General features: G+C 37.7%; 30 protein-coding genes and 2 pseudogenes. All 32 read left to right on the top strand.

Annotated features, from left to right (window positions below):
• Positions 1–2: 2 nt before the first annotated feature.
• Positions 3–851, top strand: coding sequence for a hypothetical protein (locus AAV96_RS09565; RefSeq protein WP_046739132.1), 849 nt, complete (start codon positions 3–5; stop codon positions 849–851).
• Entirely contained in the window at positions 844–1,107 is a 264-nt protein-coding gene (locus AAV96_RS09560; protein ID WP_046739131.1) for a hypothetical protein, read from the top strand. The genes AAV96_RS09565 and AAV96_RS09560 overlap by 8 nt, the downstream gene beginning before the upstream one ends.
• Positions 1,097–1,792, top strand: coding sequence for a hypothetical protein (locus AAV96_RS09555; RefSeq protein WP_046739130.1), 696 nt, complete (start codon positions 1,097–1,099; stop codon positions 1,790–1,792). Before AAV96_RS09560 ends, AAV96_RS09555 begins: the two co-directional genes overlap by 11 nt.
• The gene (locus AAV96_RS17790; RefSeq protein WP_052750598.1) at positions 1,789–2,472 is read left to right on the top strand and encodes a hypothetical protein; all 684 of its coding nucleotides are present in this window, start codon (positions 1,789–1,791) and stop codon (positions 2,470–2,472) included. The genes AAV96_RS09555 and AAV96_RS17790 overlap by 4 nt, the downstream gene beginning before the upstream one ends.
• Entirely contained in the window at positions 2,465–2,686 is a 222-nt protein-coding gene (locus AAV96_RS09545; protein WP_046739129.1) for a hypothetical protein, read from the top strand. The genes AAV96_RS17790 and AAV96_RS09545 overlap by 8 nt, the downstream gene beginning before the upstream one ends.
• A gap of 1 nt (position 2,687) precedes the next feature.
• Complete coding sequence (locus AAV96_RS09540) at positions 2,688–3,050, top strand: hypothetical protein (RefSeq protein WP_004661689.1); 363 nt, start codon at positions 2,688–2,690, stop codon at positions 3,048–3,050.
• Positions 3,037–3,477, top strand: coding sequence for a hypothetical protein (locus tag AAV96_RS09535; protein WP_046739128.1), 441 nt, complete (start codon positions 3,037–3,039; stop codon positions 3,475–3,477). The genes AAV96_RS09540 and AAV96_RS09535 overlap by 14 nt, the downstream gene beginning before the upstream one ends.
• Before the next feature lie 57 nt (positions 3,478–3,534).
• Positions 3,535–5,739: a phage tail tip lysozyme gene (locus AAV96_RS09530; protein ID WP_046739127.1), complete on the top strand. Its 2,205-nt coding sequence runs from the start codon at positions 3,535–3,537 to the stop codon at positions 5,737–5,739.
• The gene (locus AAV96_RS09525; RefSeq protein ID WP_046739126.1) at positions 5,732–6,022 is read left to right on the top strand and encodes a hypothetical protein; all 291 of its coding nucleotides are present in this window, start codon (positions 5,732–5,734) and stop codon (positions 6,020–6,022) included. The genes AAV96_RS09530 and AAV96_RS09525 overlap by 8 nt, the downstream gene beginning before the upstream one ends.
• 336 nt (positions 6,023–6,358) lie before the next feature.
• On the top strand, positions 6,359–6,874 hold the full coding sequence (locus AAV96_RS09520; protein WP_046739125.1) for a hypothetical protein: 516 nt from the start codon (positions 6,359–6,361) through the stop codon (positions 6,872–6,874).
• Positions 6,875–7,337: 463 nt separating this feature from the next.
• Positions 7,338–7,676: a hypothetical protein gene (locus tag AAV96_RS09510; RefSeq protein ID WP_046739123.1), complete on the top strand. Its 339-nt coding sequence runs from the start codon at positions 7,338–7,340 to the stop codon at positions 7,674–7,676.
• Complete coding sequence (locus AAV96_RS09505; protein WP_046739122.1) at positions 7,660–9,102, top strand: hypothetical protein; 1,443 nt, start codon at positions 7,660–7,662, stop codon at positions 9,100–9,102. The genes AAV96_RS09510 and AAV96_RS09505 overlap by 17 nt, the downstream gene beginning before the upstream one ends.
• Positions 9,090–9,695: pseudogene (locus AAV96_RS09500) on the top strand (hypothetical protein); the annotation flags it as partial. The gene AAV96_RS09505 and the pseudogene AAV96_RS09500, both read left to right, overlap by 13 nt.
• 624 nt (positions 9,696–10,319) lie before the next feature.
• Entirely contained in the window at positions 10,320–10,775 is a 456-nt protein-coding gene (locus tag AAV96_RS09495; protein WP_046739121.1) for a hypothetical protein, read from the top strand.
• A 62-nt stretch (positions 10,776–10,837) separates the two neighbouring features.
• Positions 10,838–11,038 carry a hypothetical protein gene (locus AAV96_RS09490; protein WP_046739120.1) on the top strand — a complete coding sequence of 67 codons (201 nt, stop codon included), beginning with the start codon at positions 10,838–10,840 and terminating at the stop codon, positions 11,036–11,038.
• A gap of 12 nt (positions 11,039–11,050) precedes the next feature.
• Positions 11,051–11,317, top strand: coding sequence for a hypothetical protein (locus tag AAV96_RS09485; protein WP_046739119.1), 267 nt, complete (start codon positions 11,051–11,053; stop codon positions 11,315–11,317).
• The gene (locus AAV96_RS09480; RefSeq protein WP_046739118.1) at positions 11,289–11,537 is read left to right on the top strand and encodes a hypothetical protein; all 249 of its coding nucleotides are present in this window, start codon (positions 11,289–11,291) and stop codon (positions 11,535–11,537) included. Before AAV96_RS09485 ends, AAV96_RS09480 begins: the two co-directional genes overlap by 29 nt.
• A 53-nt stretch (positions 11,538–11,590) precedes the next feature.
• On the top strand, positions 11,591–12,514 hold the full coding sequence (locus tag AAV96_RS09475) for a hypothetical protein (protein WP_046739117.1): 924 nt from the start codon (positions 11,591–11,593) through the stop codon (positions 12,512–12,514).
• A gap of 6 nt (positions 12,515–12,520) precedes the next feature.
• The gene (locus AAV96_RS09470) at positions 12,521–13,327 is read left to right on the top strand and encodes a hypothetical protein (RefSeq protein WP_046739116.1); all 807 of its coding nucleotides are present in this window, start codon (positions 12,521–12,523) and stop codon (positions 13,325–13,327) included.
• A complete protein-coding gene (locus AAV96_RS09465; RefSeq protein ID WP_046739115.1) occupies positions 13,320–13,829 on the top strand; it encodes a hypothetical protein in 510 nt (169 codons plus the stop codon). The genes AAV96_RS09470 and AAV96_RS09465 overlap by 8 nt, the downstream gene beginning before the upstream one ends.
• 11 nt (positions 13,830–13,840) lie before the next feature.
• Entirely contained in the window at positions 13,841–15,829 is a 1,989-nt protein-coding gene (locus AAV96_RS09460) for a Hint domain-containing protein (RefSeq protein ID WP_046739114.1), read from the top strand.
• A gap of 78 nt (positions 15,830–15,907) precedes the next feature.
• Entirely contained in the window at positions 15,908–17,275 is a 1,368-nt protein-coding gene (locus tag AAV96_RS09455; protein WP_046739113.1) for a hypothetical protein, read from the top strand.
• Between the two features lie 68 nt (positions 17,276–17,343).
• Complete coding sequence (locus tag AAV96_RS17785; protein ID WP_052750597.1) at positions 17,344–18,885, top strand: phage tail protein; 1,542 nt, start codon at positions 17,344–17,346, stop codon at positions 18,883–18,885.
• A 4-nt stretch (positions 18,886–18,889) separates the two neighbouring features.
• Entirely contained in the window at positions 18,890–19,162 is a 273-nt protein-coding gene (locus tag AAV96_RS09440) for a hypothetical protein (protein WP_046739112.1), read from the top strand.
• A gap of 8 nt (positions 19,163–19,170) precedes the next feature.
• Positions 19,171–20,343, top strand: a complete 1,173-nt coding sequence (locus tag AAV96_RS09435; RefSeq protein ID WP_046739111.1) for a hypothetical protein — start codon at positions 19,171–19,173, stop codon at positions 20,341–20,343.
• A pseudogene (locus tag AAV96_RS09430) lies at positions 20,333–20,860 on the top strand (hypothetical protein); the annotation flags it as partial. The gene AAV96_RS09435 and the pseudogene AAV96_RS09430, both read left to right, overlap by 11 nt.
• A gap of 347 nt (positions 20,861–21,207) precedes the next feature.
• Positions 21,208–22,440 (top strand): hypothetical protein, encoded by a 1,233-nt coding sequence (locus AAV96_RS17780; protein WP_052750596.1) that lies wholly within the window; start codon positions 21,208–21,210, stop codon positions 22,438–22,440.
• A gap of 81 nt (positions 22,441–22,521) precedes the next feature.
• Complete coding sequence (locus AAV96_RS09420; RefSeq protein WP_004661733.1) at positions 22,522–22,824, top strand: hypothetical protein; 303 nt, start codon at positions 22,522–22,524, stop codon at positions 22,822–22,824.
• Positions 22,825–22,981: 157 nt separating this feature from the next.
• Positions 22,982–24,745: a hypothetical protein gene (locus AAV96_RS09415; RefSeq protein ID WP_046739110.1), complete on the top strand. Its 1,764-nt coding sequence runs from the start codon at positions 22,982–22,984 to the stop codon at positions 24,743–24,745.
• A gap of 72 nt (positions 24,746–24,817) precedes the next feature.
• Positions 24,818–25,396, top strand: coding sequence for a hypothetical protein (locus tag AAV96_RS17775; RefSeq protein ID WP_052750595.1), 579 nt, complete (start codon positions 24,818–24,820; stop codon positions 25,394–25,396).
• On the top strand, positions 25,389–26,189 hold the full coding sequence (locus AAV96_RS18460; RefSeq protein ID WP_227505841.1) for a hypothetical protein: 801 nt from the start codon (positions 25,389–25,391) through the stop codon (positions 26,187–26,189). Before AAV96_RS17775 ends, AAV96_RS18460 begins: the two co-directional genes overlap by 8 nt.
• 116 nt (positions 26,190–26,305) lie before the next feature.
• On the top strand, positions 26,306–26,593 hold the full coding sequence (locus AAV96_RS09400; RefSeq protein ID WP_046739109.1) for a hypothetical protein: 288 nt from the start codon (positions 26,306–26,308) through the stop codon (positions 26,591–26,593).
• The last annotated feature ends 5 nt before the right edge of the window (positions 26,594–26,598 follow it).

Genomic DNA, 26,598 nt, shown 5'->3' with positions numbered 1-26,598 from the left:
CTATGGCAGTGCAATCATATTCACAAGAAATATGGGATCGACTCAAATTAGTTTATGAGTCATCCCCTAAGATCACCTGGCAAAAACTAGTTGATCAAGTCGGTGAGGAGTTAGGCTGCGAAATGCCTTCTCCCTCAGTAGTACGCCGTAAAGCAATCGCTGAAAAATGGAAAAAGTGCACGAAAAATCTAGTCAAAAAGACTGCCCGTGAACTCAATAATGAAATTAAAAAATTGACTAGTAAAAAGACTAGTCAAGAAAGCACCCAAGATAATGAAAATGAAGGAGAAAATGCTAGTCAAAAATCTGTCAAAAAGCCGTCAAATATTGCTGAGTTTTGGGGTCAAAAATCAAAGTCAGATAATGGATTTAGTGCAGCTGATCTGAATAGACTGACTTCAGCACAAATCATTCAACAGAATCGGCTACGACTGGCTGATTTGGGCCAATTAGCTGGTGACACAATTACCAGTGTTATTCATATCAGAGATGAAGTTTTACAGCTCGATGTAGGAAATTTAGATCCTGAAGATAAAGAGGCTATAAAAATTATTAATGGCTTAAAGTTCAAAATGGGTTTGATCAGTCAAATCGTAGAGCTGAATGTTAAGCAAAGTATCACATTAGCGAATATCGCAAAGTCCGAAGCTTTATTTTGGGGCTTTGAGATTGAAGAACTCAAAGATCAGTCTGAAATACAGTCGAAACGCTCTGCGGTTGTGGCTGGAGCTGAAGAACGAATGAGACTTGCCAAAGAGAAAATGGCCACTGATAAAAAAGCAGCCTTTGCACGTAAGTTAGCAATGATTGAGGCAGGTGATCCTGATGATGTGGAGCTGGTAAATGACTGATGTAAAAAAACGACTTGAAGATCAGAAAATGAACTTTCTAAATACAAAACATTTGGATTGGTATGCTGATACATACATAAGAAATTATGTGGAGTTTCTTGAGTTTGACTATCAAGAAGCCTTGGCACTTGCTAAAGATAACTTTCAGAATGATTTAAGTTATTTGACTACATATATTGCTGAACTTAATAGTGCTTACGCTAGTGCGAAAGAATATTTAGAGATTTCATACGAGGAACACATCTATGAAAATTAAAACAAATTTAACTCATAGAGAGTTGTGTGAAGTCGGCGCTGCGTTGTTGAGAAAACCTGAATCTGCTAATGGACATGGTTGCCATTTTTCAATCGTTGAGCCGTCGTGCTATGGAGAGAATCCCGATGTATTCGGTGTTCGCCACGGCAATGGATACGATGTGGGCACAATTTTATTAGAAGCTAAAACTAGCCGTTCTGATTTCTTGGCTGATAAGAAAAAACCACATCGTATTGATCCAGCCATAGGCATTGGTAAATGGCGCTATTTCATTTGCCCGACAGACCTAATTCAACCTGAAGAATTACCAGAGAGATGGGGATTGATCTATGTTTCTAATGGTAAACGCTGCAAATACATTAAAGGCGCAATGGCTGTACCTAAAGAGAGGTATGACAATGAATGGAGTCAAAATTCTCAATATTGGCGCAATGGTAAAGCATTAGAACAAAGCTTTATCGATTTTGCTTTTAATGATCGAAACGTACAGAACGAGTTCAATTTATTGACGATGGCTTTAGCTCGATTAAGAGATCCTGAAAAGATTCTATACATGCAAAGAAATTTCACCCGGTTAGAAATGGAATGCCAAAGACAAGCGCATGAAATTCAGAAGCTACAACAAGATGCAAATCTCAATAATTGCTTACAGAACATAGAAAAAATTAAGGTGCAAAGTTTATGAAAACCAACGGAATAAATGAATACAAAGTAGGTGATTTTGTTTTACCTGTTTCACTTAAATATACAAATCAGGTTTGTGAACTAACTGAAGATTTGGGTTATGACTTTAAATATAAAACTAAGTCTGGTGGGTGGGGCTTTATTGTTAAATCCTATTTACCCACTAGATGGAGACATGCTACAGGTGATGAAATTACAAGTGGAATAGCATCTCAAATTCAGATAGTGAAAAGTTTTATTGCTGAATATGGTCTATTAAAGGCTATGGAAGTATTAAAGAATGCACCCGAAGGTTCAACACATCATGATTTAGTTACAGCAGAGAATATAGACTTATATTTTAATTCTAAAGATCACCTAGAGTGGTGCGAGTTAGAGCTTAGATGGTGTTTGCCAAGATTTAATTTTACCAATGAAATGATTATGGGAATGATTGATCTTGCTGAGTTAAAGCGTCTTTTAGAAAATATAGATTTAGTAAATAAAGTAGGTGGACCGAAAGCTGCTAAAGCTCAAGTAAAACAAGCCAAGGAGCATGGATATTCAACATTTTCTATTCCAATTGAATTGAATGGATCAATTGTTATGGGATGTTTAAATATTGATAAGTTAGAACAAGCTCTTTCTGACCACGATCAACTATTCGGAAATATCGAAACGTTGGGAGGTGAGCATGTTTAAGGACGGGGATTTTCTTGTCTATAAAGACCAAAATAAATACAAAAATTGCCTGTTCAAAATTATTGATGATGTGGATGCAGTTGCAATAGCTGTGGAAGATGGGAAGGAGTGCTTTGTTTACTTTGCCGATATGCGATTAGCAACAGAAGATGAAATCGCAGCAGGTCATAGAATAGACCATATCGGTGAGCCTAACGGAATGGATGAGAAATAAAATGTTAGAAAAATTTATTCAATATTGCCATTCAAAACATGAAGGTTTGAGTGATTACTACATCACTCAGATATATAACAACATGCAAGAATTGTTATATGTTCAGTTTTTAGAAGTAGAATTGCAGACTCAATTAAAACTAAATGAAAGCTTGGAGCAAAAGCTGAGTCAAGATAGTCAAATACTTCACAACATTATTGATATGGAAACCAGAAAAACTCAGAAATTGCAGAATCGAATCAATCATGTAATGAGTTTATTTGGTTGCCAGCAGGTAGTTAATCCAAACGATATTATTGAAGCTTTAACAGGTGATATAGACCAATCACTTTGCGATGATGAGGTTTGCCATGAATCAGTTTGAAATAGGAGAAAAAATTTTATATTTAGGTATTTATGGCAATGAGTTCAATTTAGTTGATGAGGTCATCGGTATTGAGGATGATGAATATCTTAATAGAAAGAAATACATGATCAAAAATACTGAGTCTGGTGAAGTTATAAGTCAGTATGGTACCAACTATAGGAAAGCGACTAAAGAAGAAGTCGCAGTAGGGCATAGGTTAGAATCAAACAATGGTCAAGCAATAAGGGTTTGTAATTTAAATAACAATTCTCGAAAGTCTTTCACTATGGATAGACAAATCAAGCAATCAAAAAATGAATCTTTGTTAGAGTATTTAAACAGATGTGAGGAACAAGTAAAGCGTTGGCCAAAGTGGAAAATCGAGAGCATTCGAGATGCTTTTGGTCTCAACACAATTAAAGGAAAACAAGCTGGAACCATATAAAATATTAGAGCTAGGTATGGCGCAAAATCACTCTATGTAAAAATAGGGTGATTTTTTATGTCTACGAATGATCAAAATAAAACCATTCTCCAATACGACGCACAAGGCTTTATCCTAAGCCTAAAAAATGCAAGAGAAGACGTATCCAAAATTGATAAAAACGTGGAAGTAATCCGCGATATTTTAATGGGTTTACACAAAGAAATTGAGAACCAATATTCACGACAAGAGAACCAATCGAAACTAAAATTAAGCGCATTAGAACAAGCACTCATTGATGCCCAGATTAAACCAGCTGAATTTTCTGATCTAATCCGCGAACAGGCAAATCCTTTAGTTCAATCTTCACTAGCTTTAGATCGAGTTGCTAAGTCTATTGAGGACTTAATAGCTGAATCAACTAAAACAGAAGATAGCAAACCACAGCCTAAAGCAAAGCCTAAACGCCGTGCGATTGAAATAAATAGCACTGAGGACGTTATAAGAGAATTTGGCAATACTGGTGAACGTCGACGTGATGCTAATGGGCGTTTCATAGGAGCTAATTCAGAACAATCAACATTGGGTAAAGTTGCTCAAACGATTGGTACAGCGATTAAAGGTGTAATGCCTTCGAATCCCCAAGGTGTTGACCCTACACTTGACGCAATTAATGAAGTTGCGACGGTACTATCACCAGTAAAGCGAGCAGCTGGATTTATGTTACGTCCGCTTACTGGTTGGATGAAGTCACGCAAACGCAATGAGCCCTTGCCTAAAGAACAAAGTGACCATAACCGTAAACAAGTAAAACTACTTCAGCGAATTGCTGATAATTTGCAATCTAGGGGCGGTTTGCTTGGTGGATTAGGAAAGCTACTTGGTGCTGGTGGTGGTCTACTAGGTGGCCTTTTGGGTGGTCTACTTGGCAAGGGTAAAGGTTTAGGTAAAGGTCTAGCTAAAATCCTCAAATTTGGTAAAGGTTTACCTGTAATTGGTGCATTACTCACTGCTATGTCATTTAGTGATTGGGGTACTAAATCAACCAAGGAAAAAGGCGGTACTGTAGGTTCGGCTGTCGGTGGAGTTGCTGGTGGTGCGATAGGAAGTATCTTTGGTCCCGTTGGTACAATTGCAGGGGCTGCAATAGGTTCATGGGTTGGTGAGAAGCTAGGTGGTATCGTTGCGCCGTATGTAAAAGAATGGACGGATTCTTTAATTGAGGCTGATATACCGTCAATGATTTCAAAGCTTGTCAGTGCTGCTTTGAAACTTACACCTGCTGGAATGGCTAAGTCACTGTATGACTGGGGTAAAGAAAAATGGAATGAAAAATTTAACGGGCAACCTAATCCAAGTTACTTGTTGCGAAGCCAATATGGTGGGAAAGGGGAAAATGGAGGGGAACCAGTTAAGTTTGGAGCTGCTTATAACTCGAATAAGCCTTTGGAAGAATCAGGAAAAAGAAATGAGGCTTTAGATTTTTTCATGGCAAAAGGGTGGAGTAAAGCTCAAGCTTCAGGGATCGTAGCTAATTTAGAAGCAGAAAGTGGTCTTGAGCATAACATTTATAATCGTGATGGCAGCGGAATGTATGGCCTAGCTCAGTGGTCTAAGACGAGACAGAAACAATTTAAAAAGAAATATGGTAAAAGTATTCAGCAAGCGACTTTTCAAGAACAGCTTGAGTTTATTAATTATGAAATGACACAAGGAGAAGAAATACCCGCAGGAACAAAATTAAAAAAAGCTAAAACGGCAAGTGAAGCAGGTCGTGTAGTATCAGAGTCTTATGAACGTCATGATGAAGGAGAAAGAGAGCATATAAAAAGGGCAAATTTAGCAAATAATATTTACACCAAATCAGAGGGAAATATTCAAACACATAAAGTTGACAATAAAATAAACAAAGCAGAAACACCTAAAAAATCAGATGATCTTGCAAAGTTTGCTCAAAATGCTGAAATTCCCGTAGCTAGTCCGACTACGCAGCAAGAAGCTGAAAAGATAGTACAAAAAGCAAAACAAAATGTACCTGTATTAAATATGCAAACCACAGTTAAACCTATAGCAGCAAGGTCCAATAATATTTCAGCGAATTATACACCTCCAAAAGTGGAAACAAATGTGTTGCCAGCAAAAGAGTTTTTAAATTCACCTGCACCACAGGAAGTTGTTGTTACTAATCAAAATAGTGGTACTATCAATCAAAATGTGAGCAATCGATTATTAGCTCATGCGATTACTGGTGGGTTGGGAATGGGGGACAAGTTTAATGGGTAAACTGGTATTTAGCCTAATTTTAGGAATTTTGCCAATCGCTGCAAATGCTAATTATTTTCCTCCTCTGGATGTTCAAAAACTGATTGAACATCAACAGGTTCTTAATGAGAAATGTCGCGGTGGTTCTGGTAAAAATCCAAAGACATGGCAAGCTTGTAATAAAAGGGATGAAATAACCAAAAAAATAGAGAAGAAAGGTTATTGTAAGGGATCAGTCAATAAGGATGCCTACGGGTATGAAAAGGAATGGATTCCTTGTAAATTAGATAAGACAAAACAATAGTCGGACTCTTTAAAATATATTAGTAATGGAAGTAGAAACGAAATTTATAAGTTTACAGTTTCATATCTAGTACCAAAAAATGAAAAATGCGAGCCTTTGTTCCGAGAGCTTGGAGTTATTTTAAAGAACAAAGATGCTGATTGGGATAACTTTAAAAATTCAGATCAAGCTAAGAAGTTAATTGAGGATATAACGTAAGCTGCAAAGGAAATGATAGCTGGTAAAAATTCAAATTGAAAAGAAGCTCACCGATGGTGGGCTTTTTATTGGAACGTAGGTCAAGACAATGACAAGATTCAAATCAAAATAGCCTTATAGAAACATAAGGCTATTTTTATGGGCACTTTAAACTTAACGGCAGTTACACCAGATACACCGTATATCAAAAAAATCAAATCAGCTTTAGAAAAGGCAACAGGTCAAAGCATCCCGTTGGTTGAAATTAAAAAGGTTCAGCGTAAAGGTGGTGTAAGCGTTGTACCCATCTTTTTAGTATTTGCTGGCGGACAAGAGCTAACATTATTCGCTCGTGCAAGTGCAGATGTATTCAAATCTGAATTGAACGGAAAAGAGATTGTTTTACCAGGTGATTTCAGTGACGATTACCAACAGACTTTTGATAACGCCGTTTCTGGAATGGCAAAGTTAATTCGTGAATCACAAGCCAAAGTTGAGCAACAAAACCAAAAAGAAAAGGTCAAATTGCCACCACGAAAAAATCGTAGTATCCAGCAGCAAATCAGTGATAAGCGCGAAGAAGAAAGACAACTCGATCAAGAGCTATCAAATCTGACAGCACAACGAGATCAACTACTCGAACAATTGAAACAAGCACAGGCAAATGCAGCTTAAAATCATAAAAAAGGCTACTTCGGTAGTCTTTTTTATTGGAACAAGAATAAAAAATAGTAGCTCTGAAGCAATAACCTAAACATAAAGCTTTGGAGTCAGCCATGTATCTCAACTTTCAATCTGTCATCATTGATATTTTTATAATTGCTTGCTTTGTTGTGCATGTTTGTCTTGCATTTGGCAGCATTAAATCAATGTCAGCAGCTTTATCAGCCTTATTAAACAAAGGTGTAGCTGATGTTATATTCAAGAAAGTAAAACGATTGATCTATGCATTGTCATTTCTCATTTTAAGCATCTCTTGCCTGATTACATGGCGATGTTATGAATTGCTTTCATTCTTGGATGTGAGTGGTTTTGGACTCTATATCTTTCTGAGTGCTTTTTTAATTTATGGCTTTGGAATTTTATCGATTTATTCCTTTTGTAAAATTCTGCTCATGACAGCACATAGGGCAGGCTTATGATCGATTACAACAAAATCTTAGCAATGATCGCGCATTGGTTAGAGTCAGAGATCAATGGATATATTGGTTCAGATTATGGCCCAGATTTTAATAGCTTATTTTTAGCACCACTAAGCGCACCAGTTGCCAATACCTTTATTCAAAAAATGAAAAGCGATATTCCAATCCTAAAACAGTTAAGCGCTGATCAATTTCAGATGTGGGCACAAGACGAAGGTTTTGAGACCAAAATTATCTACTTAAGAATTGGTCAACAGATCGTAATTAATTTAAATGAAGTGCGCGAGAAGCAATTAGCGCGAAATGGAGAAACCTTCGATGTTGACGCAAGCTGATTTTGAAGCACGATTGATTGCCAATATAGATGATTTTGAAATACTGGAACGTTATAACGCACAAGATCCAATCGTCTTAAAGTTCTTACGCTCATTGGGTGCATATCTTGCATTATTCGGTCAAGAATTTGAAATTTCTGAACTTGAACCATTCAAAAAAACACGAGATCGTTCCATCCTAGCCGATGCATCAAACAAGGGTATTCTCCCTATTGGGATGCCAACACAGCATATTTTGGAGGTCATTAACCGATCTGCAAATAGTATTACGCTGAGCCAAGGACGATTAATTGAGGACAATAGTGGTGGGCGATATTGGCGGTTATTGCAATCTGTCACTGTTTCAGCAGGTTCTACAGGTGAAGTTTTAGTAGAACAAAGTGAATATAGAGAAATTCAATATACGATATCCAATTCTGAAAGTTTTCATCGTTATGAGCTAAAACTACAAGATGATTTGGCTTTAGCTGGATTAACAGTTCGAGATAATACTAATCAGAGTTATCAGTTAAAAAAACGCTGGATGAATGTCGCGCCTTTAGATTATGCATTTAATCTTACAACGGACAGCCTACGTCGTATCTTTGTCGAATTTGGTGATGATGATAGAGCAGGGCGAACAGCTGCAGCAAACCAGACTTTTACTTTTGGCATCCTTGAGACTTATGGAGATGTAGACGTTTCAAGATTAAAAGATGCGTCATTAGCTGAGGTTTTAACTACGGATGAAACCAAAGTGTCAGTACGTTTTAAGCAAGGCGGTGTTGTTCGAAAGGGTGCAGATCCTTTAAATATTTCACAGTTAAAAGTGCTTTCAACCTATCCAGCACTTTATGATGAAGATGCCGTATTTTTAGGTAATTTTGATCAAGCTGTAAGAAAAAAGTTTATGGCTCGTTGTCACTATATTGCGGTATGGAATGAGAACGAACAAGATCGGTACTATGGGGCAACATACCAGGATATAAATCATTTACATATTGCCGTAGTTGCAAAGGATATTGCTGAGCAAGCAAGCTTAGAACAAGAAATCATTCAATACATTGGGCAAATCGATAACCTGTACAAAGATCGGGTACGTGTACACGCTGTTGTTGAAAAACCTTTTGTGGTGACTTTTAAAGGGAGCTTAGCAGCGGTACATGCCGTGGATGTTGTAAAAGCACAAATCAAAGAGTTGTTTTTGGAACGATATGGACAGACACAGCTGAGTTCAAGCCGGTGGTTAGTCACAGGGTTTAATTCACAGGAAATCTCAACACAGGTACGCAATAAAATTACAGCCTTTCAGGACAACATTAGTGACTTTTCGTTGATGGTTCCCAATGAGCTGAATAAACCACATGAATGGGTTTATATGTCAGCAAATAGCATCACGATCATTTTAGAACGGTCCGCTGAAATGGGGGTTGCATGGAACCTATAAGTTTTACTCGTCCAATAGATGAGCAACCGAACAACCACATAGGCTTAGAAACGGCAATGGCAAAGGCTTTTAAACAAGTCTTTGCAGATGTATTTCAACAGCGGATTCAAGATATTTTAGATTATGGCGCACCGCACTTAGGTAGCCGAACCGTAGTCGAACGCTTTACAAAACAAGATGGGTTAGTGGTTCTACGCCGTCCGCAGACCTCAGATACCTTGATGCGCGTAATCTATGCAAATTGGTCAAGCATGGCAAATAAACGAGGCTTAGGATTTCTTGAGTTTGTATTGCGTATGCTATGGACTGATCAGTGGCAAATTAAACGGATGTGGCATCCAATCAGCACTTATACAAGTTACCCGTTATATTTGGTTGACGAAGAAAAGCCAAATCATTTTCTAACGAGTCGAATCCGTATTTCGATTGATGAATCCGTAGATTTAGCAGAATTAATTGAGCTATCTCCAATTCTTAGAAAATTAGTACCAGCCAATATCGTGGTAAAAGTACATGCCAAAGCTTTAGATACAGAACTAGGTGATACTGAGCTTGGTGCAGCAGTAATCGCTAAAAATTATCTAATCTTTGATGAAAGTAATGGGATAACCAATAATTTACCTGTGAATCAAAACACGATTCAGGACTTTGATTTTGCAGTCATACGCTATATCTGGGATGGCAATGGTGGTATCGATTTAGATACTCGGACGCGAATCATTAATCCATCCCGAAACATTGACGTGGGTTGGAGTAGAGCAGTTTCAGATGGCGCGTATTTATTTTGGAATGGAGACAATACGGGAAGTGGTGTTGAAAGTGTTTTGCTGAATCTAAAGCAGCTTAAACAAGATTTCTCTAACCAGAATAACTTTGAAATCTCTTTAAGAGCGTACTGGTACTCACAAAAGAATACAGGCAATTTCAGTATTCAGTTTGAATCCTATAAAGGCGGTACCATGCAACCGAATGGCTATGATTTTGTAAATGTTGGGGGGAATTCAGTTCAAAGTATGAGTTTGAATGCGAATGTTCAGCATCAACAGAACTCAAATAATGATGGTGTAGAAGTAGGGCGATTGACTTATCACAGCTCGACGCTCGAAGGTAGTTTGATACTCGTTTGATAATTGGAACTCAAGAAAATGAAGTTCACCTAACAATGGTTTTATGTATCTGTTTGATGAAACAACATAAACCATTGTTAGGATTTATACATGACTCAAGACAATAATGAAGAAATTGCACTAACAACCGATGTGGGTAGTGATGGTGATCTTCTTGTGGAGCAATTCTTAGGTTTCGCAAAAAAAGATATTGGCGACGAAGAATTTGAAAAATTAATGGCTGGTCAAACGGTAGAAGGCGTAACAGCCTATAAACCAGCAACCTATTACAAAATTTCAGCCGATCCGAGCTCTACTGACTATAACGAACCTTTTGATATTCATCTCCATTTCCAAGATGGTCCAACATTTGTTGATGGTGTGAATGGCGCGACCAATGAATCGTTATTAAAGATCCTGATTCATCGTACTCAATACCTAGACAGTAAATTCCCATCAGACCAGAACAAAAAAGCTATTGCTGCTATGCAAACTGCTTTAGCTGAATTTGATGCACGCACAGCGGAACGTCAAGCGCGTGGTGTTGAAGGACAACCAGTCGAATAATCGTTTTAACTCAGCCCTTTGCAAATTTGCTTAGGGCTTTTTTTCTTACTGAGGATGTTGAAATGCGTTTAAGTCGTATTGCTTTGATGAGTGCGTTGGGTGTGATGTTAAGTGGTACTAGTGCAGGGGTTGTGGGTTCTGTACCAAGATCACATAGTAAATACTCAATTCCAGAATTTACACCAACCAAAGTTGATAAAAAGCCGAACAAAGTTAGTCAAAAGAAACGCCGTATGAATGCACGCCGTAAGGGGCATAAATAAAGGGGTATAAGGATGAGTTGGATAGTTTCATTTTTATTAGGTCTTGTGTTTATAGCAACTTGTAGCATTTGGATCGTTGCCATTATTGCTTCATATCAAGTTCAAAATTATTTGGACATTGAAGAAATAGTAATTGATGAGGAAATAACCAAAGAGTTTAAACCTTTACTGGCAGAAGCACTTAAAAATATGGAACCTGTGAAGATTTATCCTTCTAGTGAATTGCCTATCATTCAAGTGAGGTATGAGAGTGGAATTATTAAAACCAAAGCTGACTAAAATATACTGTAGTAAACACCAAACCTATCAATATGTAGATTTAGCGGAAATTAATTCAATCGAAGTTTCAGACTCAGATTTTGGCCGTGGTGGTTATACATATGGGAAAAGTGAATATTCCAGTGTAATGATTGGACTCAAAAGTGGTCATTCTTTAAATATGACAATTAAAACCGCAGATATTGAAAAGCTTTTAGTGTTGGAACACAACAAAATTTAGCCTTAACCAGACTGCAAAAATGGCCCTAATACATAATCTATTGGGGCTTTTTCATGTCTGAAACAGGTCGAAAAACGAAAAGGATTACATACAATCTTCATGAACGTGGTCGCAGTCATTTAGGGAAGGACCGCAGCAATGTTGATATGAATGAAATGATCAGACAGATCAATAGTCCACAAGTACAAGAAATGGTTAAAACAGGGACTTTATACGGCTATAACGGTCATGAAATCCGTAAGCGTTATGGGATGAATCCACCTGATTCAGTCATTATTGATGGCAAGGTGGTTTATTTAGAACGCTCATTTAGAACAATCGAAGCTCATGCTGATAAAGAAGGCAATGTTACCCATGTCACTGAGTTCTTAGATAACGAATCGGGTGAATATGCACGTAAGCAATATCTGGCTCGTGTAGGTGGATTTAGTTCAGCACAGAACTATAAACGTGCTGGATTAGGTCTAATTCCTGTGGGGTTTTATGGCTTTGATTATGTGACACAGCCGAACTACACAACCAATGTGGGTGATGGTCAATTATTTGATGGCTTAGCCATTCCAGTTGAGCAGGATGGATTAATTGCAGCGTTTGATAGCACCACGGACGTTAATTTACTTTCGCCGTCAGAGGCAATGATTGCTCATTTACTAGAACAGCAAATTGTACGTGACTTTGACAATATTCATGCTCAACTACAGCTTTTACAGATGAATGGTCAAGCATTAGACCAAATTAATGAATTAGCTGGTCAAATAGCACGTAAAGAGAAACGACAAGCGATTCAAGATCAACGTAAACAAGATTTATGTTCTGGCTTAGTTGGTGAGGTACGATCATTTGATTCTGTTTGCGCTGAAGCTGAAGAACGTCTTACAGCAAGTGATTTAGCGCGGATGCGAATCAGCGGTGAAACACCCAAAAATAACAAAGCAAAACCACGCATTTTTAAGAGCATGTTTGGATTTGGAGGGTAAACACTTATGTCTTTACCTAAAGATTCGCTTAAATGCATTCAGGATGCTTGGTACAAACTCCTAGTCGATTTTCGGGCATGGTATATGCCTGAAACCATTCAGACAGAAGAATGGAAAAAGCGAGATATTAAAATAGCGATTAAGTCATGTCCTAGCAGAATGATGGATGACTCAGAAGCAATGCTTGCAGAATATCGCAAAAGCCAAAATGCAGAAGTTGCAGGTGGTGCAACGGCATTCATGCCAATCATGTTGACTGCTACAGCGATGTTAGATCAACCGCCTGATACGATGCAGCTTTTACCGATGCCTTATTTTGTGCCTATTGTGATAGGCGATAAGCAAGTAAAAATCCGACTAATCGCTAAAACAGTTAGAGCGCAATTAGCTTTCTACGCAACCAATGCACACGATGCTCGTTCAGTATGCGACCAGTTTTGTACTTATGTCCAAGATGAGGGTAAACGCCGTTTCCAAGTGCCTTTTGATATGGGCATGAATCATATTGAAAAAAGTACATTTACGATTGTTGAGAATCAATTGTTTCCTTCGCCTGTACCAAGTGAAGCAATTAACCTGTCTATCTTTACTATTGATGCTCAATTAGTTGGCTATGCACCACAAATTATTGGACTTGGTGGTCCTAACGATAATACGACTGACAACGGCTACAATCCGGACGGTTCAGTAGTTGATAAGCCAATTCAGGATCTAGTTGTCATTCAGGCTGATCAATTCTCAAGTGATGGCCATACCCGTGTTTTGGCAGATCGTGAGACAGGTGATATTACTGTGGAGCGTATCGATGACTGAAATTATTAAGATTGATGCGCGTGTAACTGGATTTTCTAATGATGAAATACGGTTAATCAGCCTTTGTTTTGCGGATTCTGGTCAAATCCTTGTCCAAAAAACAGAGATTTTCACGGCTTTACCTGTGCGTCCAGATCAGCAAGCCGACACGATTGTAGTGACGGATTCGCCGAATTTAATACAAAATTGGCAATTAAAATTTGATGCACAGCAGCATTTAGAAGAAGTGATCAAGGTCTATCAAGCAAGCTTTAGAGCTGGTTTGGTTGAGTTTGAAAAGTCTTTAGAACGTTACAACCCAATGAACATTTTGCAAGTCCGAAAGATTGATAAAAACGGACCACAGCAAGAGTTTGATAGCAGTTCATTAGATAACGGCCATATCGCAGCATTAATTTCTATTTGGGCAAGTCATAAAATCGCTATTTCTCATGCAGTCACATCAAAAGAGGAAGTCAAAGAAGAATACATCGATAGAACCATGTTGCCGTTTAGTATTTAAAGCGGTGATGTATGGCTCTAAAACCACTTAAAGACATCCCAGAATGGTGGGAACTCTGTGCACGTTATCGTTATGACATTTATGCCTTTGCAGTAGAGGCTTTAGGTGTTACACCGACTTGGCAGCAAGAACTTCTATTTGAATCAATCCAGTTTGATGGTAGCCGTACATCGGTTGCATCAGGCCATGGTTGCTTCGGTAAAGGCACAAAAATACGTTTAGCCAATGGTAAGTCGAAACGTGTCGAAAAAATAACAATAAATGATGCGGTTATGGGCACGGATGGCTTCTCACCACGGGAGGTCATTAAAGTTGTTCAGGGATACCAAGAGCTTTATCAATTTGAATATGAAAATGGTTCAAAGCATGTCTATAACAAATCTCATATTCTTTGTTTAGTCTCACTCGAAACAAAAAACGGTTGGAAAGCAGGCGATACCATTGAAGTCCTGGTATCGAAATACCTTGAATGGCCTGAAGAAACAAAGCGCCAATTTGCTGCATACGAACTAAAACATAGAAAATTCCAGCCTGTAAAAATTAATAATGTCACAGCCTTGGGTGAGGGTGACTATTACGGCTTTGTCCTCGATGGTGATGCAACTTTCCTAACCGCTGATGGCATGGTTCACCATAACACGGGTAAGACTGCATCGGCTGGTATCGTTGCTCTGTGGCATTTATTGTTTTTTGATGAATCCATTACGATGTTTACTGCTCCGCAAATCGGACAGTTAAAGAAACAAGTCTGGAAAGAAATCAGTATTAACCTGTCACGGCTTAAGGCTGGTCCACTTGGTTGGCTTGCAGATTATGTCGGTTATCAGTCTGAATTAGTCTATATCAAAGGCTATAAAGAAAAGTGGTATGTCTTTGCTAAAACTGCACCAAAGCACCAGCCAACAAACTTGGCAGGGAACCATGCAGATAACTACTTACTTTGGGGTGAGGAGGCAAGTGGTATTCCTGATGAGGTTATGGATGTTGTCCTTGGCGCATTGACGCATGAGGATAACAGAGCTGTTTTAACTTCACAGCCGACACGTAACGCAGGTTTATTCTATGAGACTCATCATAAATTAAGCCATAGAGCAGGTGGCATTTGGATAGCTCTAACATTCAATGGTGAAGAATCGCCACTCGTAAGTAAGCAATCATTAGAAGAACAACGTCAAAAATATGGTAGTCGTGATGATCCACAATATCAAATCCGTGTTTTAGGACAATTCCCAGACCGTGCTGATGAATTCCTGATTACAAAACGACAAGCCGAAGAAATGTATGTCGGTGCATCGATTTTCGAAGAACACATTTTTGGTTACGTGATTACGGTCGATGTGGGCGGTGGTGTTGGTCGAGATGATTCTGTTATTGCCGTGTCTAAAGTTTGGGGTGAGTCTCAATGGGGAGATCGAGCGCGCCGTGTTGAAGTTGTAGATATTCCACTTTGTAAGAATAAAGATGACATCACAGAACTTTTTGCCAAAATTAATGAATGTATTCTGAAATATCCGAATGCAACTTTAGTTGTTGATGATAATGGCGCTGGTAAAGGTTTAGGACAACTGCTTAAGAAGCATGGTATTTGGTACATGCCTGTATATTGGGGCGGTGCTTGCTTCAATAATGACAATCGAAAAGAGTATGTGAATAAACGTGCCTTGGCTTACGTCTGTTTAAAACGAGCAATTGAATCTGGCCGTTTCAAAGTTAAAACTAAGAAGTATTTAGTCAAAATTCAAGATCAAATAATCAAGATACCATACACATTTGATGAGCATAGCCGATACAAAATTTTGAGCAAAGATGAGATGAAACGCCAAGGGATTAAGTCCCCCGATTTAGGTGACGTTTTTGCATTCTTATTTTTAGAAAATGTGTTCTATACAGAAGCATATGAGAATGTCGTCATTGCAGATGATAGTCCTGAAGCACAGGAACGTGCAGAGCGTAAATCTAGGTTTGATCAGTTAAAAGAAGCTGCTAAAACACTTGATTAGTCATGATTGGAACATGGAAGCAGAATACACACTATTAGGTCATAACATTCAAATTCTATTTAGCTATAGGCTTGAATTATGTCTTTGTATAATGACCCACAATGGATAAAAGATTTTCAAATTTATCAAAATGATATTTTAAAATTTTCTATTGATGCCTTTAGATTTCAACCAACTTGGCAACAAGCACTATTATTCGAAAACAGTGAAGTTATGGGGAGTCGTATTTCAGTTAAATATGGTTGGGGATGTAATGACAGCATGATAGAAGCTTATGCGGTAATTGCACTTCATAATTTGCTGTTTATAAAAGATTCAGCAACTATCATTATGACACCAAGTGACCATAACTCTCACGCTGTGATTTATAGTGTTATAGAGAAATTTATAAAACGCTTAGATTTAAACAAATTATCCTATTTATCAAAATATATAACGAAAAATCAAAAGATGTTTAGCATCAAAAAGTATGAATATTTTACTTACATTAAAATTATTAAAGATACTTCCAGTGTTGGACCTATAAGTATTGCAGGGATATTGAATCACAATTATTTATTTATTGCTTTTGATGCAGAAAATATCGAATATGAATGGTTGTCTGTAGGTTTGTCTAATATGGCACAACCTGAAAACCGATGTATATTCTCTCAAAAGATGGATACAAATATTTTAAATACTGGTCAATTTCATCAATTTACTAACCATGAAAATTGGAAGCAATTTACGTTTAGCTCAGCTGAAGATCCTAATCATGTTTGGAGTAAACAAGATCAGTTTGCTATGAAAATTGGCTTAAAGTCATGTGTGATAGATGGCGAATATTATAGGAAATCTAGCTTTTATAAATATTCAATAAACTTTGAAAATGCTTTAAGTTCGATAAAGTTAAATCAATCACCAGTTGATAGTGGGCAATTGGTTTTATCTATTCAAGACTTTCCATGTGAAAGAGCAGTCATGGCGCTATCTTTAGTTGATAAAAGAGATTGCGTTGAAGTAATTGATATTCCATTTTATAAGGATTTTTCCCTCAACTCGATGTTTTTAATTATAAAGAATTTATTAGAACAGCACCCTACAATGAATATTCTCCTTAACTGTTCTGGTAAGGGTGAATTATTAAAAAAATTGCTAGAAGAAAATAAAATTGATTTTAAACTTATGCTTTGGGGTGGACCTTGTTTTAAGCAAAGAAATCGTGAAAAGTATTTTAATAAACGAGCATTTGCCTTTAACAAATTTCAGACAGCGATTGAAAAAGGTAAATTTAGGTTTAGCACAAATAAGAAGCAATCACGATATTTAAAAGAAGCCGTGAATATTCCACACCGCATAAATGATTCAGGGCAATATAAAATTCCAAGTCGAGACGAAATGAGACTAGAAAATTTGCAGCCATTAAATTTAAGTAGTGTTTTTGCATCCTATTTCATGAATGAGTGATTTGGAACTAACCGCTTAAGCAACTATTTAATAATCCCAAAATAGCCATAGTGATAAATAGGTGATCTATGGCTATTCAGTTTTATTTAACCAGTGCAGGACGAAACGCAGCGCTCAATGCTGCTAGTTTGGGCTTAAATGTTTCATTGACGCATATCGCCGTTGGTTCAGGAAAGTATGATCCGTCAAATGCGATGACATTAACCAATTCGGCACTTGTATCTGAATTTGAGCGTTATCCCTTGAATGGTGGAAGTGTTGAACCTATATCACATACTTTAAGATTCGTTGCTAATATTGAACCTACTCAAACCGCAGACGGTTACGAACTAGGACTAATCACAGATCAGGGTGTTTTATTTGCTATCGCAGCTACAACTTCCAATACACCGTTAATTCGATTGGTTGCGAATATTGTATCAATTGTCACCTTTGGAATGATTTTATCCAATCTCAATTTAAGCAACATAGTTATTAGTGTTGATCCAAATACACCTATTGCCGTTGCACTAATGAATCAACATCTTGATGGTGTTAATCCACATCCTCAATATGCTACTAAAACATTGGTGAATAGTTTAATTGACATCAATGTTGAGAATGCTGTCGATTATTTAGTCTCTTTACTTGCAGCACATCAAAATGCTTCAAATCCTCATCCTCAATATCTCCTAGCATCAACTTTTGGTGTAGAACTAAAAATGACAGCCAGTGTGAATACTGAGATCAAAGATGAAAATCGAGTATTCGGATGGAATGGCGAAACAGGGGATACTTTAGCTTTTCATAAAACACCACAATGGTGGGTTAAGCATGATGAAACTGTAACTTTCAAACCATTTAGATCATATGGATATTTCCTCTTGAATCTTCAATTTCAGCCAGAGGGATATGCTAAATTAGATATAGCAATCTTTAATAAAAATAATCAAAAACTCACTGAAAATAATATCGTTACTGTTAATTCAAAAACTTATAACGAAGTAATTAAGCATGTGTTTTACTTAAACCCAGGTGAATATGCAAAAGTAAGAATTTATGGTGAAGTATGGGATGATAATTGGGGATTTTTTAGTGGTTCTATATATGTTGATGATCGTCCAAAAGTATTTAGTCCAGTCGGATACCAATCAAGTGTCAATTTAACGAATATTGTTGAAAATGGAAGTATTTCAAATGATATTCCGCTTGATTATACAAATTTCTCAAGTTCTGAATGGTCAAGATTTGATGCAGATCAAAATCTACATATAGGATTAAGTTCAACCACATCTTTTACTGACCCATCAAATGTAAATCCTCATTATCACCGAAGATTATTTGGAAGTAATATTGCCTTGTGGATTATTATTCAAGTTGGTAAACAGACAACACAAACACCAAGTGATTTAGAAGCAGTTGATTGTAAAGTTATTCGTGGTTCCACAGATAATCAAGGAAATATTGTTATCACAATTCCGCTTTCAATGCGTTCAGTTTCAACTCCAAATAATGAAACGTTGGTTTATCAGGTTGCTTACTATTCTTCAAGTGTAAATAAAACAATAAATGATTCAGCATTTCCAGCTGGAAACCTTGATGGCATACATGAATTCTATGTGAGGCATTGAATTTATGATCAATGAATATCGAAATGCGATCAGAGATCTAATCAATAAGAACATTCAGCAGGGAAAGCTGAATAGTCTTATTGTCTGGGATATTAAATCAGATGAAGCACAAGATCCTACATTATTGAGCTTTAGAATTTATGGTTCACGTAATCACACGGATGTGATTCAGATCGCTTGTGGTGTGTCTGGAATTTGGGAAAAGTTACCTGAAAAACGAATTGCAGTACCTTTAATCTCTGACGTAATGCGCTTACGCCGTGAATACCAGATGTAGGTGTCAGCATGTCGAATAATGAAGCATTTCAAGATGCATATAATCAAATGCAAGAAGCACTTAAAAACGGCAAATTGCGTAGAGATTTGCAAGGTCGTAGAAGTGCTGACAATCAACAACGGGCATTCGCAGAACGAGAAATTGAATATGATGATCGTGGACGTAAAATCCCACGTCCTATGTTTTTACGTCCAGAAGACATCGCCAAAGGTGTCGATTATGATGTTGAAAAAGTTTTATATACAACTCTAGGACAGCAAAAGGGCGAACCACCAAGACGAATAACTCGTGATGACATTTTAGCGTTTCAAGACAATATCCTGTTGCTGAAGGATCAATATAAAAAGGGTATTACGGTTCAAAACATTATTAATTTAAGTCTGCAAGATGATATTGATCGCGCTAATCAGCAAATTTATATGTCTGTACCTATCAGTCGGAAAAGCGGACTAGTTCATTTTTTAACGAATGCAGGTCCTGATAGCGAAGACCAAAACCATCATGTCGAAGTTGAGTTTGCTAACTTTGGTTCAGTTGTTTTTGATATTAAAAAAGAAGCTGTTAATACGGTAAAAAACCGACTTGCCAATGGGAAAATTAAATTTGAGTGTGATTGCAAACGTCATACTTATTGGTTTCGCTACATGGCAACCATCGGAGGTTATGGATTAGGTCGTGATGAAGGCGGTTTTCCAAAACATCGTAATCCACATTTATCTGGTGTTGCCTGTAAGCATGTTTTGCGCGTGGTGCACTGGATTATTTCTCCAGCTGGAATTGAATATCTTAAAAAGCAAGTTGAAATTGATCGTAAAAAACAAGTCGGTGCACGCTATAAACAGACGGATGCACAGATCAATGAACAACTTAATAAGCAATTAGCCGATTTAGAAACGGGAACCACAAAACCAATTGTTAGTAATATTCAAAAAGCTGAACAGGAAATGATGCGACGTGCCGAAAAAGTCGCTAAAAAGCACTTTGCTAAGCAAATGAAAGAAATAAAAGCTTTAGAAAATAAGATGCATAAATTAGCAGTTCAAGCTCAATTAGAAGCTGTGCTGCAAACACTGAGTAAAGATAAACAGACTCAAGCCAAACGTATGGCTGATCTTTGGGTAAGAAATGAAATTACTCAAGCTGATTTTGATATTTATATGCGAGGTCTAAATGCTAAATAATGCAGTCAATCGAGTAGCAAATGGCCGTCATTTAGCTGCAAGACGTGTTGTTATGAATACGCTAGGAAGTATTCCAAGCCAAGTATGGCGTAAGCGAATTGTATATAGCAATCCAGCAGATGCTGGTCTACCTGTAGATCCGCTTTCATTCGAAGCGAATGCCTTATCAATCCAAGATGAACCCAATTATGAATATGATCATTTAGGTTTTGCCTATGTTCTTGCAGACAAGTTTAACGGGGGTATGATTCATAAAAATAACAGTATGAATAACCCTAGTGATTTGACCTTAATCGTTCAAATTGCTGCTTACAACGCTGATTTAGACACTTTGACAGAGCAGATTAATGAGATACCAGATACCCAATTTCAAGAGGGTGATTTGCTGGCTTTGATGATCTATGAAGGATTCATTGTATGGTTTGAAATCGTTGGAATCACTGGGCAAACTTTGATGTCAGATTTTGGTAAAAAGTATGTTTTAAACCGCCGTGATGAGTTAGGTATTGATCCGATTCAGAGCGAAGTAGAGTTAAGGGTGGCCATTAAAGTGTTAAGAGATTTAATAGAGTTCAGACGAGGCGAAGTTTTTAACACAGGAATTAGCTTTACTGACAAAGAAAATAATCAAAGTCTTGAACTTACTAATGATATGCAGATCACAGCTCAAGTGAAATCAAATGCTGGTCAACTCATTTCTACTTTGGATGTTCAAAAAGATAGTGATCAAGTTGGGCGTGTTTGGGTGGAATCAATAACAGATAGTAGCCAGTGGCCGTTAGATTATGCCCAGTTAGAAGTCACAATTAAGCAAAATGATGTCGTCATAGGCGAACATATATTGCCTTTCAAAGTGGTGTAACCATGAAAACAGCAGCTCATATTAATTTATCTGGTGATCGTCCGAATCGTTGGGGGTCAGTGAAAGGCAATTTATCTGATCAGACAGATTTGAATGAAGCCTTACAAGGCAAAACAGGTCGAGAAGAAACAACAGGATTAGCTGAAAACTTAAATCAAGTACAAGCTTTGGCTCAAACGAACGAGCTAAAAATTGGTACCAAAGCAGACCAAATTGATTTAGAAACGACACAAGTTCAAATTGAAAATAATCGTTTAGCTATTCTCACGAAAGCTGATATTCAAGCTTTAGCGTTATTGACTCAATTAGTTGATACAAAAGCAGATCAAGCATATGTTAATCAGCAGATTGCTGATCTAGTTGGGTCAGCTCCAGAAGCTTTAAACACAGTTTACGAGCTTGCAGCTGCTATACAAAATAATCAAAGCATAATTGATACGCTCAATCTATCAGTAGCGAATCGCATTCGATTTGATGTTGCGACTCAAGCGCTAACAGAGCTTCAAAAGCAAAATGCGCGTACAAATATTGGTGCAGAAAAGCTTGGGACAGCTCAGGAACTGGTGAGTCAAATCACAGCACAAAGCTTAGGCGCAGCTACAGCTGCCCAAGGTTCAAAAGCTGATAGTGCTTTACAGAGTGCAGATGTCGCACCAGTCGCATTAACAGGTCTATTTTCAAGCTTAGCAAATCAAAACAAAATCTTTGATGTGATATTCAATACTTATGCCCTAGGTTCGAATGCTGAAATTTCTGCTTCAGATTCGCTTGGGCAAATGCTTGGAAAAATCCAAGCACAAATTAAGAATATGGGAACTGGTGGAAGCGGTTTTAACTGGATTGATGCTGCTACGATGAATGGTTTTTCATTACAGGGGGTAACACAACATAAATCCCTTAGATTTGCAAAGAAAGATGGAATGTTGTGGGTCTATGGCGCATTGGCAATTCCTAGCTATATGGGTGCAGGATTAAAGATATTTAATATTTCAAATTCTGAATACTTGGTCGAACAGCTCGTCACAAATATCTACGGTGTAGAATCTCAAGTCGCAGTATTTCCCATAAATTTTCATACAAATAATTATTTTCAAGCGCCGAGCAATTCAAATATGTTGGCAATGTTTTATGTATTGAATGGAAATCTATATTTGAAATTACAGTATCAAATCCCAAGTGACGGGGGATTTATTGCATTCAAACCTACAGCAATCGGGCGCTTAGTTAATCCTTAATAGCGTTTCGGAACTGATAAGAAAAAAATTAGATTTTTCTTTGAAAATATCCATATCAAATCGTTTGAAGTAATAAAGACAATGACCTATTTAGTTTTCAATGAAACAGGGAAAAGTACAGGTGATAAGGAAATGGTTGGACAATGTACGTCAGCCATTTTTAATTACCAGGTGCTTGGTGCTGGTGCAGTGGTTGATTTTTTCGGTAGTAATCATCCTAGTCCAAGTATTGATAATGAGGAACACTGGTCCCCAATAGTAACAATTACCGCAGGTGTTCCAGATACGGAACCTTTTCGGCAACATGCGTGGGATAAATTGCGATTTGTCGTCATGGCTGGTACCGATGTAGAAATTTATGTTTCTAGTGGTGTGTCTGGATAATCAACAAATTACTACTTATATGAGTCCATCAATCATGATGGACTTTTTTTATTTTTATCATTTCTTAATTTGCTATTGGAACTCCATAATTTCGACATTTTTCAACATGCGAAATTAGGTTATCAATTTTCAAAAACCTATTTCAAAGGTGAAAAAAATGTCAGTTTTATCTGATCCTCAAAGTGCACTTTATCAAGCGCAATTAGCAGCTACTACACAATGCCAAAACTATTTTTATAAAAATGGTGAAGCTGGTTTTGACAGTGTCAATCATATGGCTGAGACTCGACCAACTGCATTAAATGAAATTTTAAATATTGTTGGCTTTGATAGTGCAGCAGATGTTGATAATGCGATTAAAGTTGGACTGTCACAATATCAATATTGCCATGGTGGTGATTTACCACATGCATCTGTGTTGGCCACTGCTTTAGATGCTGGTTTATGCATGGCAAAAAAAGTAAGCGGTTTTACTGGTACACATAAACAAAATCTTGAACAATTAGAATCAGGATTCGATGATGTAAGTAATACACATCATGAGTCTGTCAGTATTGTTCCAGCTATGACGGTTGCAACGATTGCAACGTTAATTGCCTTTGCTTCTCCAATTATTGCCTATATTCCCAATAGCAATGGTTCAAATGAAGTGCCAATTGTTGCAGCGCGATTTACCACTGATCGTGCATTTGGTGCGATGGCAAAAGGTGAGTATTTAGATGGTGTAAATGCATCTAAACCATATTCAGAAGGTCGTTTCCGATTTGTATTGGATAATGGTGGTGCAGGTACAACCTATTCAACAACCGCACGCACAAAATATGCGAATTACGCAGATAAAACACCAGACGTAAATGCACCATTATTGCCTTTTATCGGTGGCAATATCTCGATTCGCATCAACGGTAAAGAAGTTGCGCACACACGAAACCGCAGTAAGTCGAAATTGGCTGGTCAAATCTCTGCAATTACTGAGAAATCAGCAAAAATCGCAGGTGCTGAATATAGCGTGACTGCAAGCACAATTAACTTGGATGACAGCACAATCTCAGTAACATTCAACCAAGCATTACCGAATGGTGTAAAAGCGGAAGTATTCTTGGTCGCTGATTATGAAGCGAAAGACGTAAATAATAAGTTTAAGCTTGATCCTGTTGGTATCAGTATTTCGCCTGAATATGAAACGATGGTGAGTTCACCAATTGTCACTCAAATCCGTGCATCAAAATTATTAGTGAATCAGATCACTAATGAGTTGAATATTGGCTTTGTTGGAACCGCATTATCATTAATGCAAGGCAAAATTTATCTTGAGCAAACTGTGCGACTACTTGGCGAAGGCAAAGAACGTGCACAATATAATGATCGTGAATTTACGTTCGATGCAAGCCGTGGTGTTGCTGGTAATTTAGCTGCTGCATATAACACGTCGGGTGACTTGTTCGGCGAGCTAATGAAGTATATTGAAGCTGCAAAAATCGGAATCGTGCAAGATTCTGGTGGTGCAACCGTAGGCTTTGATTTGTACGTCGGTGATAGTGCAAAAGTGTTCTTTGCTCAATTATCGGCTGACAAAATGCCAGTCAAAACAGGTGCCACGGCTGGTCATGGTCAAATCGTGCGAATTGGTACTTTAGCTGATGGTACCAATGTTTATCATTTGCCAACCTCTGCTGGTGTTCTGGTTGAATCTGATCAAACTTTTGAGATGGAGTTAGTTGGTCGTGGCAGTGAACCTGTACGCAATCCGCTTGTCGGCTTCATTGAAATGCCATTAACCGTGAGTGAGGCAACGCCTGATCCGCGTGAAAGCTTACTTGCTTTGATCGGTTCTCAAGCTGCTGAATTAAATCCACTCGACCGTTATGCAGATCAGTTTGCATTACTCAAAGCAATCAATATGCCACGATTAAAAAGTTAATCGTATATGACAAAGGCGCTTAAGTGCGCCTTTGTCATTTCTATCTAATTTATAACAAAATGGTGAAATACGATGGCTGATGTAAATGAAGTAAAACCAAAACAACGTAGTCAAAAACCAAAAGCAGTTGAACCAGTTCAACAGGTTGCCAATCAAGACGCTGATATTGAAGTGAAAGACAATGCAGCTAAAACGGACGACGCAAATTCTAATAGTGAAGCTGCAAAAGCAGAAACATCATCTTCACAGGCTGAAATTCAGCAAGTAGAGCAAAAAAAAGAAGCTGGTGAAAGTTCAGAGGCAAATGCTTCTGAATTAAATCAAGATACGAATAAAGATGCTACACAAGGCACTCAACCTAAAGAAAATGAGCCAACGCCGTCTACTGAATCTGATCCAAAACCTAACAACGAAAATATCGTTGTAGAAAAAGTAGCCAGACCAGAATCAACTAAACCCAAAGGTTTGGTTATCGAAGTTAAAAACAGTGGTGTCAAATCGGTTTATGAACCGCTTACAAAGACATCAATTAATGCAGGTCAGACGGTTCAAATTGCCTGTGCAAATTTAATGGTAAAGCAGGGTGTGCTTAATAACATTAAGCAATTTAAAGACCTTGGCAAAAACTTAGAGGTTTTAAGCAATGACTGAGTTCAATGGAACAAATCCGCTTCTGGATGCACTAGGTGATCAGCCTACAATTCGAGATGTCACAATCAATAACAATACCAGTTTCAAAATCGTTGAACCGTTGACAGGTTTACAGATTCAAACTGAGACTATTGTTCGGGTGCATGGTGAAGTTGCATTTCAGCAAATTCAAAACAATATTGTCCAGCTCAATGAACTTAAACAACAAGAAGTAGTTACGAGCACAGACGTTATTGTGAATGAGGAAACTGCTGAATGGACATTGACCAACTGTGCGATTTCAAATGGTGTGCTGAGCTATACGGGAGGCTTAGCACTTGAAGAAGGGAATTCGTCTGCTGAACCGTTACCTTCTCTATTTGCAACAAAGCCTTTTAATACTGGTGAGGAATTACAATTTACTGTAAATCCAAATACGACAAAGAAATTACTGATTGCATTTGATTTTGGTACGAAAATCGGTGAGTTTAGTGATGAGTCTGCTGTTGTAAAAGAGCGTCCTGATATTCAGAGAATTCAATTATTTAACGGTCGAACTGCGCCACAAGGCAATATTGATACAACATCTTTAACAAGTGCTTATATTGTTGGAATGAATTTGCTCACTGATAAGCGAGCATTGCTCACAATCAAAGATGCCAGTACAGAACAAGAATTGGCTAGTTTAATTGTCGAAGCACCAAATTTCTGGAACGGACAATTTTCCCGAATTTGGATTTATGCAGAACTTGAAAATGTTGAATCTGTATTTAGTTTACCTTTTGCAGTTCCGAATACGAATTCTGGAAAATAACATTCTGGAAAATCTAAAAACTCTGCATAAGCAGAGTTTTTTTTATTGGAACATTCAAAAATCTTAATTTTGGCAAAGCGCAAAATAACTAAAACGTTTAGCCAAAGGCAAACAAAGTGAACACAACAAAGATATTAGGTGAGGCTGTTGGCATACAAAGCCAAGGCACAGTAGACAAGACCGAAACACAAACTAAAGAAGGGCTAACTTCAGCCTTAATTGTTGGTCGATTTAAGCGTGGTCGAGTGGATAAGCCAATGACCATTCACCAAGGTAACATTCGCGGTCAATTGGGCTATGAGCCAACAAATATTGATTATCAAGCTGTACAGGATTGCTTAGACACGGGTGTGCCTAGTGTTCAAGTTTTACGTGTCGGGCCAACTTTAGATATGCCAGGTTAATGGAG

The sequence above is a fragment of the Acinetobacter sp. AG1 genome, assembly GCF_001005525.1.
In the GTDB taxonomy this organism is placed as follows: Bacteria; Pseudomonadota; Gammaproteobacteria; order Pseudomonadales; family Moraxellaceae; genus Acinetobacter; species Acinetobacter modestus.
Note: the sequence above shows the minus strand (reverse complement) of the source record. Positions and strands in the feature narration are given on the sequence as shown.

What these genes read in the sequence shown, in the direction of transcription:
- AAV96_RS09565 (WP_046739132.1), top strand. Translation starts at nt 3, where the DNA reads ATGGCAGTGCAATCATATTCACAAGAAATATGGGATCGACTCAAATTA.
- AAV96_RS09560 (WP_046739131.1), top strand. Translation starts at nt 844, where the DNA reads ATGACTGATGTAAAAAAACGACTTGAAGATCAGAAAATGAACTTTCTA.
- AAV96_RS09555 (WP_046739130.1), top strand. Translation starts at nt 1,097, where the DNA reads ATGAAAATTAAAACAAATTTAACTCATAGAGAGTTGTGTGAAGTCGGC.
- AAV96_RS17790 (WP_052750598.1), top strand. Translation starts at nt 1,789, where the DNA reads ATGAAAACCAACGGAATAAATGAATACAAAGTAGGTGATTTTGTTTTA.
- AAV96_RS09545 (WP_046739129.1), top strand. Translation starts at nt 2,465, where the DNA reads ATGTTTAAGGACGGGGATTTTCTTGTCTATAAAGACCAAAATAAATAC.
- AAV96_RS09540 (WP_004661689.1), top strand. Translation starts at nt 2,688, where the DNA reads ATGTTAGAAAAATTTATTCAATATTGCCATTCAAAACATGAAGGTTTG.
- AAV96_RS09535 (WP_046739128.1), top strand. Translation starts at nt 3,037, where the DNA reads ATGAATCAGTTTGAAATAGGAGAAAAAATTTTATATTTAGGTATTTAT.
- AAV96_RS09530 (WP_046739127.1), top strand. Translation starts at nt 3,535, where the DNA reads ATGTCTACGAATGATCAAAATAAAACCATTCTCCAATACGACGCACAA.
- AAV96_RS09525 (WP_046739126.1), top strand. Translation starts at nt 5,732, where the DNA reads ATGGGTAAACTGGTATTTAGCCTAATTTTAGGAATTTTGCCAATCGCT.
- AAV96_RS09520 (WP_046739125.1), top strand. Translation starts at nt 6,359, where the DNA reads ATGGGCACTTTAAACTTAACGGCAGTTACACCAGATACACCGTATATC.
- AAV96_RS09510 (WP_046739123.1), top strand. Translation starts at nt 7,338, where the DNA reads ATGATCGATTACAACAAAATCTTAGCAATGATCGCGCATTGGTTAGAG.
- AAV96_RS09505 (WP_046739122.1), top strand. Translation starts at nt 7,660, where the DNA reads ATGTTGACGCAAGCTGATTTTGAAGCACGATTGATTGCCAATATAGAT.
- AAV96_RS09495 (WP_046739121.1), top strand. Translation starts at nt 10,320, where the DNA reads ATGACTCAAGACAATAATGAAGAAATTGCACTAACAACCGATGTGGGT.
- AAV96_RS09490 (WP_046739120.1), top strand. Translation starts at nt 10,838, where the DNA reads ATGCGTTTAAGTCGTATTGCTTTGATGAGTGCGTTGGGTGTGATGTTA.
- AAV96_RS09485 (WP_046739119.1), top strand. Translation starts at nt 11,051, where the DNA reads ATGAGTTGGATAGTTTCATTTTTATTAGGTCTTGTGTTTATAGCAACT.
- AAV96_RS09475 (WP_046739117.1), top strand. Translation starts at nt 11,591, where the DNA reads ATGTCTGAAACAGGTCGAAAAACGAAAAGGATTACATACAATCTTCAT.
- AAV96_RS09470 (WP_046739116.1), top strand. Translation starts at nt 12,521, where the DNA reads ATGTCTTTACCTAAAGATTCGCTTAAATGCATTCAGGATGCTTGGTAC.
- AAV96_RS09465 (WP_046739115.1), top strand. Translation starts at nt 13,320, where the DNA reads ATGACTGAAATTATTAAGATTGATGCGCGTGTAACTGGATTTTCTAAT.
- AAV96_RS09460 (WP_046739114.1), top strand. Translation starts at nt 13,841, where the DNA reads ATGGCTCTAAAACCACTTAAAGACATCCCAGAATGGTGGGAACTCTGT.
- AAV96_RS09455 (WP_046739113.1), top strand. Translation starts at nt 15,908, where the DNA reads ATGTCTTTGTATAATGACCCACAATGGATAAAAGATTTTCAAATTTAT.
- AAV96_RS17785 (WP_052750597.1), top strand. Translation starts at nt 17,344, where the DNA reads ATGGCTATTCAGTTTTATTTAACCAGTGCAGGACGAAACGCAGCGCTC.
- AAV96_RS09440 (WP_046739112.1), top strand. Translation starts at nt 18,890, where the DNA reads ATGATCAATGAATATCGAAATGCGATCAGAGATCTAATCAATAAGAAC.
- AAV96_RS09435 (WP_046739111.1), top strand. Translation starts at nt 19,171, where the DNA reads ATGTCGAATAATGAAGCATTTCAAGATGCATATAATCAAATGCAAGAA.
- AAV96_RS17780 (WP_052750596.1), top strand. Translation starts at nt 21,208, where the DNA reads ATGAAAACAGCAGCTCATATTAATTTATCTGGTGATCGTCCGAATCGT.
- AAV96_RS09420 (WP_004661733.1), top strand. Translation starts at nt 22,522, where the DNA reads ATGACCTATTTAGTTTTCAATGAAACAGGGAAAAGTACAGGTGATAAG.
- AAV96_RS09415 (WP_046739110.1), top strand. Translation starts at nt 22,982, where the DNA reads ATGTCAGTTTTATCTGATCCTCAAAGTGCACTTTATCAAGCGCAATTA.
- AAV96_RS17775 (WP_052750595.1), top strand. Translation starts at nt 24,818, where the DNA reads ATGGCTGATGTAAATGAAGTAAAACCAAAACAACGTAGTCAAAAACCA.
- AAV96_RS18460 (WP_227505841.1), top strand. Translation starts at nt 25,389, where the DNA reads ATGACTGAGTTCAATGGAACAAATCCGCTTCTGGATGCACTAGGTGAT.